Source organism: Psychrobacillus sp. PGGUH221, assembly GCF_042055255.1.
GTDB lineage: Bacteria > Bacillota > Bacilli > Bacillales_A > Planococcaceae > Psychrobacillus.
On sequence record NZ_JAQMHQ010000015.1, the window covers coordinates 1 to 15,324 of the forward strand.

The 15,324-nt window shown below is 35.4% G+C and carries 18 protein-coding genes and 1 rRNA gene; 18 read left to right on the top strand and 1 reads right to left on the bottom strand.

The window, feature by feature from the left end:
* From rrf to rsmI, 11 genes are all read left to right on the top strand, one after another.
* A 5S ribosomal RNA gene (rrf, locus tag PGC35_RS20480) occupies positions 1–97 on the top strand; the annotation flags it as partial.
* 633 nt (positions 98–730) lie between these two features.
* Complete coding sequence (locus PGC35_RS20485) at positions 731–2,152, top strand: aminotransferase class I/II-fold pyridoxal phosphate-dependent enzyme (protein WP_375220499.1); 1,422 nt, start codon at positions 731–733, stop codon at positions 2,150–2,152.
* 2 nt (positions 2,153–2,154) lie between these two features.
* Positions 2,155–2,793 (top strand): dTMP kinase, encoded by a 639-nt coding sequence (gene tmk, locus PGC35_RS20490; protein ID WP_082461121.1) that lies wholly within the window; start codon positions 2,155–2,157, stop codon positions 2,791–2,793.
* A gap of 45 nt (positions 2,794–2,838) precedes the next feature.
* On the top strand, positions 2,839–3,168 hold the full coding sequence (locus tag PGC35_RS20495) for a cyclic-di-AMP receptor (RefSeq protein WP_375220500.1): 330 nt from the start codon (positions 2,839–2,841) through the stop codon (positions 3,166–3,168).
* A gap of 24 nt (positions 3,169–3,192) precedes the next feature.
* Positions 3,193–3,633, top strand: a complete 441-nt coding sequence (locus tag PGC35_RS20500; protein ID WP_056833321.1) for a YaaR family protein — start codon at positions 3,193–3,195, stop codon at positions 3,631–3,633.
* 72 nt (positions 3,634–3,705) lie between these two features.
* Positions 3,706–4,713 (top strand): DNA polymerase III subunit delta' C-terminal domain-containing protein, encoded by a 1,008-nt coding sequence (locus PGC35_RS20505; RefSeq protein ID WP_056833322.1) that lies wholly within the window; start codon positions 3,706–3,708, stop codon positions 4,711–4,713.
* Entirely contained in the window at positions 4,706–5,536 is an 831-nt protein-coding gene (locus PGC35_RS20510; protein WP_053591106.1) for a PSP1 domain-containing protein, read from the top strand. Before PGC35_RS20505 ends, PGC35_RS20510 begins: the two co-directional genes overlap by 8 nt.
* Before the next feature lie 9 nt (positions 5,537–5,545).
* Entirely contained in the window at positions 5,546–5,908 is a 363-nt protein-coding gene (gene yabA, locus PGC35_RS20515) for a DNA replication initiation control protein YabA (protein WP_053591105.1), read from the top strand.
* A 63-nt stretch (positions 5,909–5,971) separates the two neighbouring features.
* Positions 5,972–6,718, top strand: coding sequence for a tRNA1(Val) (adenine(37)-N6)-methyltransferase (locus PGC35_RS20520; RefSeq protein WP_056833325.1), 747 nt, complete (start codon positions 5,972–5,974; stop codon positions 6,716–6,718).
* A complete protein-coding gene (locus PGC35_RS20525) occupies positions 6,705–7,007 on the top strand; it encodes a GIY-YIG nuclease family protein (protein WP_056833327.1) in 303 nt (100 codons plus the stop codon). Before PGC35_RS20520 ends, PGC35_RS20525 begins: the two co-directional genes overlap by 14 nt.
* On the top strand, positions 6,970–7,848 hold the full coding sequence (rsmI, locus tag PGC35_RS20530; protein ID WP_375220501.1) for a 16S rRNA (cytidine(1402)-2'-O)-methyltransferase: 879 nt from the start codon (positions 6,970–6,972) through the stop codon (positions 7,846–7,848). The genes PGC35_RS20525 and rsmI overlap by 38 nt, the downstream gene beginning before the upstream one ends.
* A gap of 62 nt (positions 7,849–7,910) precedes the next feature.
* Here rsmI and PGC35_RS20535 read toward each other — a convergent pair whose 3' ends face one another.
* Positions 7,911–8,186 carry a transition state genes transcriptional regulator AbrB gene (locus tag PGC35_RS20535; protein ID WP_053592248.1) on the bottom strand — a complete coding sequence of 92 codons (276 nt, stop codon included), beginning with the start codon at positions 8,184–8,186 and terminating at the stop codon, positions 7,911–7,913.
* 344 nt (positions 8,187–8,530) lie between these two features.
* Between PGC35_RS20535 and metG the strand changes: the two genes are divergently transcribed.
* The 7 genes from metG (at position 8,531) to PGC35_RS20570 (ending at position 15,180) form a co-directional block, all read left to right on the top strand.
* On the top strand, positions 8,531–10,489 hold the full coding sequence (metG, locus tag PGC35_RS20540; protein ID WP_375220502.1) for a methionine--tRNA ligase: 1,959 nt from the start codon (positions 8,531–8,533) through the stop codon (positions 10,487–10,489).
* A gap of 199 nt (positions 10,490–10,688) precedes the next feature.
* Complete coding sequence (locus PGC35_RS20545; RefSeq protein ID WP_053591100.1) at positions 10,689–11,459, top strand: TatD family hydrolase; 771 nt, start codon at positions 10,689–10,691, stop codon at positions 11,457–11,459.
* A gap of 130 nt (positions 11,460–11,589) precedes the next feature.
* On the top strand, positions 11,590–12,801 hold the full coding sequence (locus tag PGC35_RS20550; protein WP_375220503.1) for a resuscitation-promoting factor: 1,212 nt from the start codon (positions 11,590–11,592) through the stop codon (positions 12,799–12,801).
* Between the two features lie 179 nt (positions 12,802–12,980).
* Entirely contained in the window at positions 12,981–13,541 is a 561-nt protein-coding gene (gene rnmV, locus PGC35_RS20555; RefSeq protein ID WP_056833334.1) for a ribonuclease M5, read from the top strand.
* A 3-nt stretch (positions 13,542–13,544) separates the two neighbouring features.
* Entirely contained in the window at positions 13,545–14,423 is an 879-nt protein-coding gene (gene rsmA / locus PGC35_RS20560; RefSeq protein ID WP_375220504.1) for a 16S rRNA (adenine(1518)-N(6)/adenine(1519)-N(6))-dimethyltransferase RsmA, read from the top strand.
* A gap of 154 nt (positions 14,424–14,577) precedes the next feature.
* Entirely contained in the window at positions 14,578–14,841 is a 264-nt protein-coding gene (gene veg / locus PGC35_RS20565; RefSeq protein ID WP_375220505.1) for a biofilm formation stimulator Veg, read from the top strand.
* A gap of 165 nt (positions 14,842–15,006) precedes the next feature.
* Positions 15,007–15,180, top strand: a complete 174-nt coding sequence (locus tag PGC35_RS20570) for a small, acid-soluble spore protein, alpha/beta type (protein WP_082461123.1) — start codon at positions 15,007–15,009, stop codon at positions 15,178–15,180.
* Positions 15,181–15,324: the final 144 nt, after the last annotated feature.

Sequence of the window (15,324 nt, forward strand, 5' to 3'; positions counted from 1 at the left end):
AGGTCACACCCGTTCCCATACCGAACACGGAAGTTAAGCTCTTCAGCGCCGATGGTAGTTGGGGGTCTCCCCCTGTGAGAGTAGGACGTCGCTGGGCAATTGAAAAGTCGTCACCGAGTAATCGGTGATGGCTTTTTTTGTGCGGAAAGAAAAGGCCAAAGGCAAAGAATTGTAGATATACTTGCAAGGAAGAGAGTCTCATAACGTAGGACAGAAGAAAAAATATGTCATCTCAGAGAAAGTGAACTCTATATAGTGAGAAATGGTCGCTTTCATTATCTAATTGATTGCTTTTAAATTCACCTTAGTCGCTTATACGACTCATTTGGTTGCTCTAACAGAAAAACTAGTCTCCCTTATCCATAATATTACTGAAATTACTTACGAAGAATCTATCCACGAGTAATTTGTGGCTACTTTTTTTATTAAAAGTGATGATTGGTCTCGATTTCACAAGAATTGGTCTCGAATTTAAGAATTTAGTTTCGGTATTGTTCAAAATAGTCTCGGTTTCAATAAAATTAGTCTCTTACTGACCTTTAATGGAAATTTTATTAAGGTATTGGATTACTATATAGTCTAATACTAAACTCGAATATTTATATCCTATAGTATAATGGTCATCTCTTATACAACATGTTCGTTACAGAAGTGAATTTAAAACCGTCTTCTCGTTTGTTCATGTATAATAGAGGAAGGAAATATGATCGAAACAGTGGGGTAATAACGAATGCAAGAGAAACGTCCATTAGTTGAAGCAATGGAAAAATTTCATAAACAAAAAAATGTATCCTTTCATGTGCCTGGACATAAAAATGGATTACTATCTAACTTGCCCGGGGCACTGAAAGAGAGTATGCAGTATGACTTTACAGAGCTTACTGGGTTAGATGATTACCATCACCCTGAAGGAGCAATAAAAGAGGCTGAGAATCTTTTAGCTTTGGCATATGGAACTCAGAATAGCTTTTTCTTAGTAAATGGGACAACTGTAGGAAATCTTGCGATGATTTATGCTATTTGTCAGTTCGGCGAGCAAATTATTGTTCAAAGAAATGCACATAAATCAATTTTCCATGCAATTGAATTAGTAGGGGCAGAACCTATATTTGTTACTCCTGAATGGGATGAAAAAACCAATACTGCGTCCTATGTTTCTATGGAAGTTATACATAAAGCACTGGAGGCATATCCTTTTGCTAAGGCTGTTGTACTTACATACCCCAACTACTATGGCGTTGCTTCTTCTGAAATAGAAAGCATTATAAAGCTATGTCATGCAAGTAATATTCCAGTACTTGTGGATGAAGCTCATGGCGCTCATTTTCATGTAAATAGAGGATTTCCGAAATCTGCACTAGAATGTGGAGCTGACGTAGTCGTTCAATCCGCACATAAAACATTACCTGCGTTCACAATGGGTTCCTTTTTACATGTTAATTCTGCCTTCATTGATGCAAAAAAAATAAATAATTATTTGAGGATGCTACAATCTAGCAGTCCATCCTATCTTTTGTTGGCTTCTCTAGATGATGCTAGGAGTTATGTAGAAAGATACAATGAGATAGATTTTAAACAGTTTATGTATAAAAGAAAGTTATTTATAGAGGCTTTAGAAGCACTCACCCATTTGGAAATAGTACAAGTAGACGACCCGCTAAAGTTATTAATTAGAGTAGATAAGTATTCGGGTTTTCAACTACAGAAAGTATTGGAGCAGCAGAATATTTATGTTGAGTTAGCGGATAGCTATCAAGTATTAATGATATTACCACTACTAAAAGTGGAGCATGAATATCCTTTTGCTGAAATTAGAAGAAGAATAAAGCATGCAGTAGATGAATTAAGAAAAGAAGTCCCAAACAGTCCGACGATCAATCAATTTGAAAAGCAAAAATCTATTTCCACATTGCATATGAATATTGGTTTATTAAATGAAAAACAAGGCGAATGGATTCCATATGTACGAGCTACAGGAAGGATATCTAAAGCAAGTATAATTCCTTATCCACCTGGTATTCCATTAATGGTGCCTGGAGAGAAAATAACGATAACAATGTTGACTGATTTAGAGGAATGGATGAATAAAGGTGCGTTATTTCAAGGTCAACATCGACTAGATGAAAAGTTAATATATGTAGTGGAGGAGTAATTGTGAAGAAAAAAGGGTATTTTATTTCTAGTGAAGGTCCTGAAGGTGCTGGGAAAACCACCATCATGAATTTACTAGGCAATAAATTAATAGAAGAAGGCTACGATGTTGTTATGACTAGAGAGCCTGGTGGGATAATGATTTCTGAAAAAATTAGAAACATAATTTTAGATAATAAGCATACAATGATGGATAGCCGTACAGAAGCTTTATTATATGCTGCAGCTAGAAGACAGCATTTAATAGAAAAAGTACAACCTGCCCTAGAGGAAGGAAAAATCGTTATATGTGATCGCTTTATTGATAGTTCGCTTGCATATCAAGGTTATGCAAGAGGGATTGGTGTTGAAGAAATACTAGCGATTAATAAGTTTGCAATTGGTTCAACAATGCCAGATAAAACAATTCTTTTTGATATTGAGCCAAGTGTTGGACTAGCAAGGATCAATGCGCATGATGACCGAGAAAAAAACCGTTTAGATGTAGAGAGTTTAGCTTTTCATGAAAAGGTAAGAGAGGGATATCTATCACTTGTAGATCAATACCCAGAACGGATTCAACTAGTGGATGCATCACGAACTTTAGAAGAAGTATTAAATGAAGTGTATAAAGTTATAAAAAAGGGAATTAGAAGTTATTAGATAATTCATGTTATAATAGAAAAAAAATAATAGGAGTGAGTATCGATGAAATTGATAGTAGCGGTTGTGCAGGGTCAGGATAGTAACCGATTGTCTAATGCTTTAACAAAAGCGAAGTTTAGAGCAACAAAACTTGCGAGTACGGGTGGGTTTCTACGATCTGGAAATACTACATTTTTAATCGGTACCGAGGACTCGTTAGTATCTTCAGCATTAGAGTTAATAAGAGACAATTGTAGAGCACGTGAACAAATGGTTGCACCTGTATCTCCAATGGGAGGAAATGCAGATTCGTATATTCCATATCCCGTAGAAGTGGAAGTTGGAGGAGCTACGGTATTTGTTCTACCGATTGAACAATTCCATCATTTTTGATAATGAGGGAAGGGGTAGAAAAGATTGAAAATTAATCAAGACTTACGAGTAGGAATGGATAAAATCCGAAAAGACACTACTCTAAACAATACACAGTCTGCAAAATTTGGACAAATGGTAGTAAAGCATGATCAAAGAATGCAGACCGAGACACTGACTAGGTTATTAGGGGACATTTCAACAGCGGGTGATCGTCTAGCACGTTCAAGAAATTTACGTGACATGGCAAAATTTAAAATGCTAATACGAAAATTTTTACATGAAGCCGTGGATTTTGGTATGGGATTAAAACAATCGCATACATGGAATCGTTTTGGTGAAGGTAGAAAATTGAAAATTGTTGAGACAATTGACGAAAAATTAGTAGAGTTAGCAGAAGAGATTCTTAACCAAGAGAAAAGCTCCATTGATTTATTAGACAAAATTGGAGAGATAAAGGGTCTACTTATTAATCTATACACGTAGATTTCCCGTGTTTTCGCAGTACGCGAGACACGGGATTTTTTCAAGATTATTTGACCAGAGAGGATGATGGACATGGAAGACTGGTCGATAGAAGGAATAGAAAAATTGCAACCTTTCGCTATTAAGCAGATAAAATCTATTGTGACGAAAAATCGAATAGGACATGCTTATATAATTGATGGAGCCAAAGGAACTGGAAAAACAAAAGTAATGCAATTTTTTGTTCAACTCGTTTTATGTGAAAATCCGATAGAAAATGTTCCATGTGAAACATGTAGATCATGTAAAAGACTAAAATCGTATAATCATTTAAATTTTATGCATATAGAACCAGATGGCCAATTTATTAAAAGAGGTCAGATTGATGAGTTAATACATGAGATGAGTAAGACTGCTATTGAAACGGGACGTAAAATATATGTCATTCACCAAGCAGATCAATTAAATTCAAGTGCAGCAAATACTTTGTTAAAATTTTTAGAGGAGCCACAAAGTGAGATTACGGCAATTCTTCTAACAGATAAAGTCCATGCACTTATTCCAACAATTCGATCTAGATGCCAACAAATCAGCTTAGCTTCCATACCGCAATCTATCTTAAAACAGAAGCTAGTAGAGGAAGGTATTACAGATTCCATGGCTTCTACAGTTTGCAGAATGACAAACTTAGTAGATGAAGCAATAGAATTAGCAAAAGACGAGCAGTTTGGACTTGCTAGGAAATCAGTGTTAAAATTGGTTGAAGCAAGTGGTAAAAGTGTTCAAGATGCACTAATGTGTATTCAAGAGGATTTTGGTCCACTTCTTAAAGAAAAAGAGCAAGCAGAACAAGCATTAGATTTACTACTGTTCGCCTATCGTGATATAGTAGCAATAAAAGCAAGTCCCATCGCAGAATGCACTTATCCGGACATGAGCCATTATTGGAAGCAAGTTGCACTTCATTCAACATATGAACAACTCTCCCAACAATTAGAAACAATCTTGCATGCAAAACAAAATTTGCATAAAAATATGAACCGGACATTGATGATGGAGCAATTAATGCTAAACTTGCAGGAGGGAAATACTTTTGTATAATGTTGTAGGTGTCCGCTTTAAAAAGGCGGGTAAAATATATTATTTCGATCCAGTGGATTTTCATTTAGAGAAAGATGACTATGTCATCGTAGAAACTGCTAGAGGAGTAGAGTATGGCAAAGTTGTTGTACCAATCAAGCAGGTAGGTGAGCACGATGTTGTGCTTCCATTAAAGCAAGTAGTTAGACCTTCGAATGAAAAAGATCGAATTCAAGTAGAAGAAAATAGAGTAGAATCTGCTCAGGCTCTAGCATTAGGGACAGAAAAGATTTTGGAAAGAGAATTAGAAATGAAACTTGTGGATGTTGAATATACTTTTGACAGAAACAAGATTATTTTTTACTTTACTGCAGAAGGCAGAGTTGATTTTCGCGATTTAGTAAAAGACTTGGCTTCTGTTTTTAGAACTCGTATCGAATTAAGACAAATTGGTGTACGGGACGAGGCAAAAATGTTAGGTGGCATTGGTCCATGTGGTCGTATGCTTTGTTGCTCAACATTTTTAGGTGATTTTGAACCAGTTTCTATCAAAATGGCGAAAGATCAAAACTTATCTCTGAATCCTTCTAAGATTTCTGGACTTTGTGGTCGACTCATGTGTTGTTTAAAATATGAAAACGATGAATATGAGACAGCAAGAGAGCAAATGCCGGATATTGGTGATAAAGTAGAAACACCAGATGGATTAGGAAAAGTAGTTAGCATGAATATATTAGAAAGAATACTACGTATAGAATTACATGATCCACTAAGAGTATTAGATTACACGTTAGAAGAAATAATAAACCATGCGGAAAATCCGGTACAATGGACGGGGCAATGAGGTGAATGTGTGATGGACCGAAATTTTTTTGATACAATTACAGAATTTGAAAAACAATTAGAGTCCACGCAGCTGCAATTTCGCGCTTTAAAAGAATTTGTAGCGATAATGGTAGAAGAACGTCAAGCGCTGCAGCAAGAGAATAGTCATTTAAGACAAAGACTTGATGAAATGCACGAAAGAGAAGTTTTACTTGAAAAAGCTCAAGAAGAAAAAGATCGACTAAGCAAAAAGGATATTGGAGAGGGCTATGACAACTTAGCACGACTTTACCAGGAAGGCTATCATGTATGTCATGTTCACTTCGGAAGCTCTAGAAAAGAAGAGGATTGTCTATTTTGCTTGTCATTTTTAAATAAACAAAACATCTAATCAATGGACTGATGCCACTCCCAAGTGGGTGTCAGTCTTTTGTTTTGCTGGAGGAATAAAATAATGGAACAATGGCTAAAGGACGATGAAAGACTCGATTATTTATTGGCGGAAGAGTTAAGAATCATTCAAAGTCCCTCTGTTTTTTCTTTTTCTTTAGATGCTGTTCTGCTTTCCAGATTTGCATATGTACCAATAAAAAGAGGAAAAATAGTAGACTTATGTACGGGAAATGGAGCAATACCGTTATTTTTAAGTGCTCGTACGGATGCTGAGATAATTGGAATTGAACTTCAAGAACGGCTAGCGGATATGGCAAAAAGAAGCATTCAATATAATAAATTAGAGGAACAAATTACAATCATAAAGGCGGATGTAAAAGGTATTCCTAATCAAATAGGTTTTGAAAAATATGATGTAGTAACCTGTAACCCACCGTATTTCCCTGCACATGAGGCAAGCGAAAAGAATCTTAAAGAACATTTAGCTATAGCAAGGCACGAGATACATCTAACATTGGATGAAGCGGTGCGTTCTGCAAGTGAATTATTAAAACAAGGTGGAAAAGCAGCATTTGTTCATCGGCCAGGAAGACTTTTAGACATTGTGACTTCCATGAGAGCCAACCGTTTAGAACCAAAGCGTATTCGTTTTGTATATCCGAAAGAAGGTAAGGAAGCTAATACCTTATTAATAGAAGGAATAAAGGATGGTAAGCCAGATTTGAAAATCTTACCTCCTTTATATGTATATGGGGAGAACGGTGAGTACACAGAAGAAGTGAAAGAGATGCTTTATGGAAAAGAATGAAAAAGCACATACATTTTACGTGCTAGAATGCAGCGATGGCTCTTATTACGCAGGATATACGAATGATTTAGAAAAAAGAATAATCGTACATAATAAGGGGAAGGGAGCAAAATATACGAGGGCAAAACTCCCAGTATCGTGCATTTTCTATGAACAGTATGAAACAAAACAAGAAGCCATGAAAGCAGAATATGCATTTAAGCAACTCACAAGATCACAAAAAGTACAATATATGGGAGGGCAATTAAAGGATGAAATCTCAAAAATCGACCGAACACGAACAAAGTAGCTGTTTGTATTTAGTTGCAACACCTATTGGAAATTTAGAAGATATGACAATGCGTGCCATTCGAATATTAAAAGAAGTAGATATGATTGCCGCTGAAGATACACGAAATACAAAAAAACTATGTAATTATTTTGAGATATCTACACCACTTATGAGCTATCATGATCATAATCAACAAGTAGGTGGAGAAAAAATATTGGATATACTTCGACAAGGTAAGCGTGTTGCTTTGGTGAGTGATGCCGGCTTACCTTGTATTTCAGATCCCGGAGCAGACATCGCAGCAAAAGCTGTTGATGAAGGAATTGCGGTCGTTCCTGTTCCAGGAGCAAATGCAGCTCTTAGTGCATTGATTGCTTCAGGATTATCGACCCAACCCTTTTTCTTTTATGGGTTTTTAAGTAGAAATAAAAAAGAACGAAAAGAAGAAATTACAAAGATTCAAAAAAGACAAGAATCCATTATATTATATGAATCTCCTCATCGCTTGAAGGATTCCTTAAAAGATCTACAAGCATTGATGGGGGGGGATCGTAAGATTGTACTTGCAAGAGAACTGACAAAAAAGTTTGAGGAATTTTTAAGAGGTACTATAGACGAAGCAGTAGCTTGGACTGAGCAATCTGAAATCCGTGGGGAATTTTGCATTGTTTTAGAGGGTACGAGTGAAGAGTATATAGATGAATCGGAGTCTCCTTGGTGGGAATCTTTGAGTATTGAAGAACACGTAAACTATATAATAGAAGAAAAGCAATATAATTCAAAAGAGGCAATAAAGGAAGTAGCGATTCAAAGAGGTTTATCGAAGAGAGAAATTTATCAAGAATATCATGTGAAATGAATATTAATCTACTAAATAAGTAAACATCCGTATGCCCTAAAGGATACGGATGTTTGTTTTTCTTATTTTAAGTTGCTTTGAATCTCTTTAATAAGTAATTCTGCACCCTCTGGGCTTAAAATTAATTTTCCTCCAACTAGACGAAGGTTGTCGTCTGACACTTCACCAGTTACAGCACAAGTCATGTTTGGCATATATTTTTTCAAGATGATTTTGTCATCATCTACATAAATTTCAAGAGCATCTTTTTCAGCAATTCCTAATGTACGACGAAGTTCGATTGGAATAACTACGCGTCCTAATTCATCAACTTTACGAACAATACCTGTAGATTTCATTATTAATTTTTCCCCTCTCACGAGTGCATTTTTTTCGTCAAGATTCGACATAAATCTCTTTGATGTAAACTATCATACCAAGTAATACCATTTCCGTCAATAATTAAATTGCTAGTAAATTATGATTTTTAATAAAAAAATGATATGAAAACCTATGTAATAATAAAAAAACGTTATCTTTTTAGTGAAATAGGAATTATTTTGATATATTAACTATTTAAATGCAATTCATAAATTAGATACTAATTTTCGACAAATGGCTATATTTATTAATTAATTGAAACAATTTCTTCATTTCGATAGAATAAAGAGAAAGTAGAATCAACATTGGAGGCATCCTTACATTGAAAGATCAACAGAAAACATTTTATTTAACGACACCGATTTATTATCCAAGTGGAAAGTTCCATATTGGTACGGCATATACAACGGTGGCATCTGATGCAATGGCACGGTACAAAAGACTTAGAGGTTATGATGTTCGTTTTCTAACTGGGATGGACGAACATGGGCAAAAAATTCAAGAAAAAGCCCAAGAAGCTGGTATGGAGCCTCAAGTATATGTGAATGAAATTGCAGAGGCCGCTAAGAAAGTTTGGGCCTTAATGGATATTTCGTACGATGATTTTATTCAAACAACGGAAGAACGTCACACGAAAGCTGTCGAAAAGATTTTCCAAAAGTTTTTAGATAACGGAGATATTTATAAAGGGCAGTACGAAGGATGGTATTGTACACCTTGTGAGTCTTTTTTCACAGAAACACAATTGGTAGATGGGAATTGTCCAGATTGTGGTCGACCTGTCCATAAAGTGAAAGAGGAATCCTATTTCTTTAATATGAAGAAATATGCAGATCGGTTATTGGCTTACTATGAAGATAATGTAGAGTTTATTGAACCAGAGTCAAGAAAGAATGAAATGATCAATAATTTTATTAAACCTGGCTTAGAGGACTTATCTGTTTCCCGAACTTCTTTTGACTGGGGAATTCCTGTTCCGGGAGATCCGAAGCATGTCATTTATGTATGGGTGGATGCATTAACAAACTATATTACTTCACTAGGATATATGTCTGAGGACGATTCATTGTTCCAAAAATATTGGCCAGCAGATGTACATGTTGTAGGAAAGGACATTGTACGTTTCCATACCATTTATTGGCCAATTTTTTTAATGGCTTTAGATTTACCACTTCCCAAAAAAGTGTTTGCTCATGGATTTATTATGATGAAAGACGGTAAAATGTCCAAATCGAAAGGGAATGTTGTTTATCCAGAAATGTTAGTAGAACGTTATGGTTTAGATGCAACACGCTACTTCTTATTGCGAGAACTTCCCTTTGGACAAGATGGTGTTTTTTCTCCAGAGTCATTTGTGGAACGAACAAACTTTGATTTAGCAAATGATTTAGGTAACCTATTAAATAGAACAGTTTCCATGATTAACAAATACTTTGATGGAAAAATTCCAACTGCTTTAAGCGAATCTACAGAATTTGATGAAACGCTTCGCAATTTTGCGAAAGAAACAGTAGAAAAATATGAAACAAGTATGGAAAAAATGCAATTTAGTGTTGTATTAGGTGACTTATGGGCGTTTATTTCTCGCACAAATAAGTATATTGATGAAACACAGCCATGGGTACTTGCAAAAGACGAAGCTTTGAAAGGGCAATTAGCTGCAGTTATGACTAATTTAGCAGAAAGCTTACGACAAATAGCGACATTAACTCAACCATTTATGACGATGGCACCAAAAGAAATAATATCTCAGCTAGGTTTAAGAGAAGAACTTTTAAACTGGGAACATTTAGGACATTTCAATGTAATTGAGGATGGAACAGAAGTAATTAAAACAGGGGTTCCAATTTTCCCGCGTCTAGAAGTGGATATTGAAGTTGCTTATATAAGAGAACAAATGAGAGGTTCTGTCCAAACTTCACAAGATGAGGAACAGCAGGAAGAAGAGTCACAAGCCGAAGAAATTACTATCGATGATTTCTTTAAAGTAGATCTCCGAGTAGCTACTGTTTTAGAATGTGAACAAATTCCAAAAGCGGATAAATTGTTAAAACTTCAATTAGATTTAGGATATGAAAAGAGACAAGTAGTGTCTGGAATAGCACAACATTATAAACCAGAAGATATTATTGGAAAGAAAGTAATTGTAGTAGCAAACTTGAAGCCCGTAAAACTAAGAGGAGAATTATCTCAAGGGATGATTCTTGCAGGCGAAAAAGACGGATATTTAACACTTGCGACTGTGGATCAAAAACTTGAAAATGGAGCTCAAGTAAAATAATTAATAGAAGACCTGTCACAAAATTTGTGGCAGGTCTTTTTTAAAAATAGTATTTTAAAATACTATACCCCTCTAAATTAATTTGAAAAATATACCTTATAAGGTATATATAAGAGGTAATAAACCAAATAACGTGACTTTTTAAATACGTTTTTATAATATGGATTGTAAATGTAATTAACGGGAGGGAAAAGAGAAATTGTTTATAGACACTCATGTGCACTTAAATGCGGATCAATACGATGAGGATCTTCAGGAAGTAATTAATCGAGCTATCGAAGCGAAGGTTCATAAAATGGTTGTAATAGGGTTTGATCGAAAAACAATTGAACGCGCAATGAAGCTTGTAGAGGATTATTCATTTATTTATGCGGTAATCGGGTGGCATCCAGTAGATGCGATTGATTGTACTGAGGAAGACTTACAATGGATTGAAGAACTCTCTGCGCATGAAAAAGTTGTAGGTATTGGAGAAATGGGACTAGATTATTATTGGGATAAGTCTCCTAAAGATGTACAACAAGCATTATTCCGAAAGCAAATACGATTAGCCCAAAAAGTAAATTTACCGATTATCATACATAATCGCGAGGCGACAGAAGATGTAATTCGAATTTTAAAAGAAGAAGAAGCACATCTAACTGGAGGAATTATGCATTGTTTTGGAGGAAGCGTAGAAACTGCTAAACAATGTATCGACATGAACTTCATGATTTCACTTGGTGGTCCTGTAACGTTTAAAAATGCAAAAAAACCTAAAGAGGTAGCAACTGAAATTCCACTAGAATATTTGCTAATAGAAACAGATGCGCCATATCTAGCTCCACATCCTCATCGAGGAAAAAGAAATGAACCATCACTGGTGCCTCTTGTAGCAGAAGAAATAGCAAGATTAAAGGGTATTTCTATTGAGGAAGTAGCGGTTGCAACTACTGAAAATGCAGAGAAGTTTTTTAAGCTTATTGATTAAAAAATGAAAAACTTTTCCGCCTAGTTTAAAAGTATTTTAAGCTTGTTTTGGGTGAATGAAAAATCCATAAGAGTTGACAAGCTGAAAAGTACTCTATATAATCACACGAGTGAACAAGGAGGCGTTTTTCATGTCAAATAATTCCATGAAAAACCTGTTCTTTCATTCATTGAGGAGCAAGAAAACATTAGTAACGGTAGCATCATTACTATTGTTTCTTGCAGTGGTTTCTTTCGTTTTATTCGAAGGAACAAAGAAAACCGTTGCTTTAACAGTAAACGGTGAACAACAAGAGATACTAACGCATGCAAATACAGTTGGAGAACTATTAGAACAAAATAATATAGTTGTAACCAACAAAGATTTTTTACAACCCTCAGTGAACACATCAATCAAAAATAATTTAGCGATTGAGTGGGAGCAGGCAAGACAAATAGATATCACAGTGGATGGGAAAAAACAAACAATTACCACAGCTGATGATGTAGTTTCAGAAATACTTGCAAAGGCAAATGTTCCAATAAATGAACATGATGCAATAACACCTGCTGCAGATGCAGAGGTTGGACCGGATAATAAAATTGCAATCGAAAAAGCATTTGAAGTAACACTTTTAGATGGCAAGGAAGAGAAGAAGGTATGGTCCACTTCGACTACGGTCGCTGACTTTTTAAAACACCATAACATTCAAATGAATGATTTCGACCGAGTGGAACGGGAAATGGATGAACTAATAAGTCCGAATTCTGTAATACAAGTAGTGCGAGTAGAAAAGGTCACCGATGTAGTTGAGGAAGAAACAAATTTTGCAGTTGAAACGAAAAAAGATGACTCGCTACTAAAAGGGAAAGAAAAAGTAGTGCAAACAGGAGAAAAAGGTTCTGTTTCACGAACATATGAAGTCGTAAAAGAAAATGGCAAGGAAGTATCTCGTAACGTAATAAGCGAGAAGATTACAAAAGAGCCGACCAAAAAAGTCGTAGCAGTAGGGACAAAAGTTGTGACTGCTAGTGTTTCTCGAGGAGAAAACTCTTCATCCGACTCCAAAGATGGAAAAGAGTTTTACGTAACGGCAACAGCTTATACGGCGAATTGTAACGGCTGTACTGGTGTAACAGCTACTGGTATTAATTTAAAGGCCAATCCTAACGTAAAAGTAGTTGCGGTTGATCCTAGTGTCATACCACTTGGATCCAAAGTATGGGTGGAAGGCTATGGTTATGCAGTAGCTGGAGATACAGGTGGGGCGATTAAAGGGAAAAAAGTTGATTTATTCATACCATCTAAATCGCAAGCCTATGAATTCGGCCGTAAAAAAGTACGAATAAAAATCTTAGATTAAATTTATTTATAATTTACAAACGAGTATCGCATCTTCGATTACTCGTTTGTATTTGATTGCCCGATTAGAAAGTGATGGTTTGCGCTTTCTAATTATATAGCTTTCCCTTTCGTTGATTGGGGAAGCTTTTTTGCGTTATGATAGTAAGAACTAGGAAGAAAAGAAAAGAGGAAGTATGTTTGCGTATAAAAGAGTTAATAGTCGTAGAAGGTAAAGATGACACAACTGCAATTAAACGGTCTGTTGAAGCAGATACTATAGAGACGAATGGTTCTGCAATCTCAAAAGAGACACTCGTTAAAATTCAGCATGCGCAAGAAAAAAGAGGAGTAATTGTTTTTACGGATCCAGATTATCCAGGACGACGGATACGCGCTATAATCGAGGAGCATGTACCGGACGTAAAACACGCATTTCTCTCAAAAGAAAAAACAATCGCTAAAAATGGTAAAGGGTTAGGTATAGAACACGCGAAAGAGGAAGATATCCGACAGGCGCTTGCCAATGTTTATACACCAAAGACTGAACTGGACGTTGTACCTGAAATTCCTTTAGAAATTTTAGTTGAGGGAAAATTAATTGGACATCCAAATTCAAAAGACCGAAGAACGAAAATTGGAGAATTATTAAAGATAGGATATACAAATGGAAAGCAATTGCAAAAGCGTCTTTCTATTTTTCAAATAAGCAGACAGCAGCTTGAGGAAGCAATCTTGCAGCTCAATATGGAGGATAATTAATTTATGCAAAAAGATATAGCAACACCAATTCGAACGCAAGAAATATTAAAAAAGTATGGCTTTTCCTTTAAAAAAAGCTTAGGTCAGAACTTTATAATCGATCCAAATATTTTACGAAATATTGTGAGTCATGCGGATCTCACGAAAGATTCAGCGGCAATTGAAATTGGACCAGGTATAGGAGCGCTAACAGAACATTTAGCAAGAGCTGCAGGGAAGGTAGTTGCCTTTGAAATAGACCAAAGATTGCTGCCTGTTTTAGTAGATACACTTTCTCCTTATGATAATGTGGAAATTATTCATTCCGATATTTTGGAAGCTAATGTGAAGCAAATTTTTGAGGATAAATTGACTGGTATTAAAGATGTTATGGTAGTTGCAAACTTACCTTATTATGTTACCACTCCGATATTGTTGAAGTTACTGATGGATCGTTTACCTATACGTGGAATGGTTGTAATGATGCAAAAAGAAGTAGCTGATCGTATTACAGCAGTTCCTGGTACAAAAGCATATGGGTCACTTTCAATTGCTATTCAATACTATATGAAGGCTGAAGTGGCAATGGTTGTGCCTAGAGGTGTTTTCATGCCACAACCTAATGTAGAATCGGCAGTTATTAAGCTCACTCGCCATGAAACTCCACCAGTTCAAGTTATGGATGAAGACTTCTTGTTTCAAGTATCGAGAGGGTCGTTTGTCCAAAGAAGAAAAACAATTATTAATAATCTACAGTCGTCTTTACCAAATGGTAAGGAAAAGAAAGAAATCATTATTGAATGTTTACAAAAAGTGAACATAGATCCTTCAAGACGAGGGGAAACTCTATCTATTGAAGAATTTGGACGCTTAGCAGATGAGCTATATCCTTATTTTCATTAATTTTACTTGTTACAATATTAGTACTGTTTATAAAAAAATCCATTCGAGATATATGAAAAATATATTGACAAGTATGCGTCTTGCTTGTTAAAATGTTTTGTTTGACAAAAATATAAATAGATGGTATAGTAATATTCAGTGAGGTGTAAGCAGAATGCCAAAAACTTTAGCTGATATTAAAAAGTCATTAGATCATCATTTAGGCAAACGTTTGCAATTAAAAGCAAACGGAGGACGTAAGAAAACGATCGAACGTGCTGGTGTTTTAAGAGAAACTTATCATGCCGTATTCGTTATCGATTTGGATCAAGATGAAAATTCTTTTGAACGTGTATCTTATAGTTATACAGACATTTTGACAGAAGCAGTAGAAATCACTATTTTTGACGAAGCAAATAATTTAATAGTTGTAAAATGATTGTTTAGAACTTTTATTTTTACTTTTATATTTCGAAAGAAGCTCCTTTTTTCATTCATTTGAATGGAAAAGGGGTTTTTTTCTGTTTGTAGCACATACTAAGTAAGCTAGTTGTTCATCTGATACAAATTCGCCAAAGCGTATTTAAAAGGGAGGATTCACCATATGGCTAGAAAAGGTATTATGTCTAATGAATTAAAAGAAGAGATAGCAAAAGATCTTGGAATTTATGATGTAGTCAAGACCGAGGGCTGGGGTGGAATTAAATCACGTGACGCTGGTAATATGGTAAAACGAGCAATTGAAATGGCTGAACAACAAATGAAGTCACCAAAATAAATTGTAGAGTACCATGTTGGTTAAATGCCAAAAAGCATGCGAAATCCAAAAAAGTAAACAACTAGCAGGCGGAGAAATTCCGCCTTTTCTTTTTCATATAACATATGCAGGGATATTTTTTCTGACTTTAACTATTGGAACGCT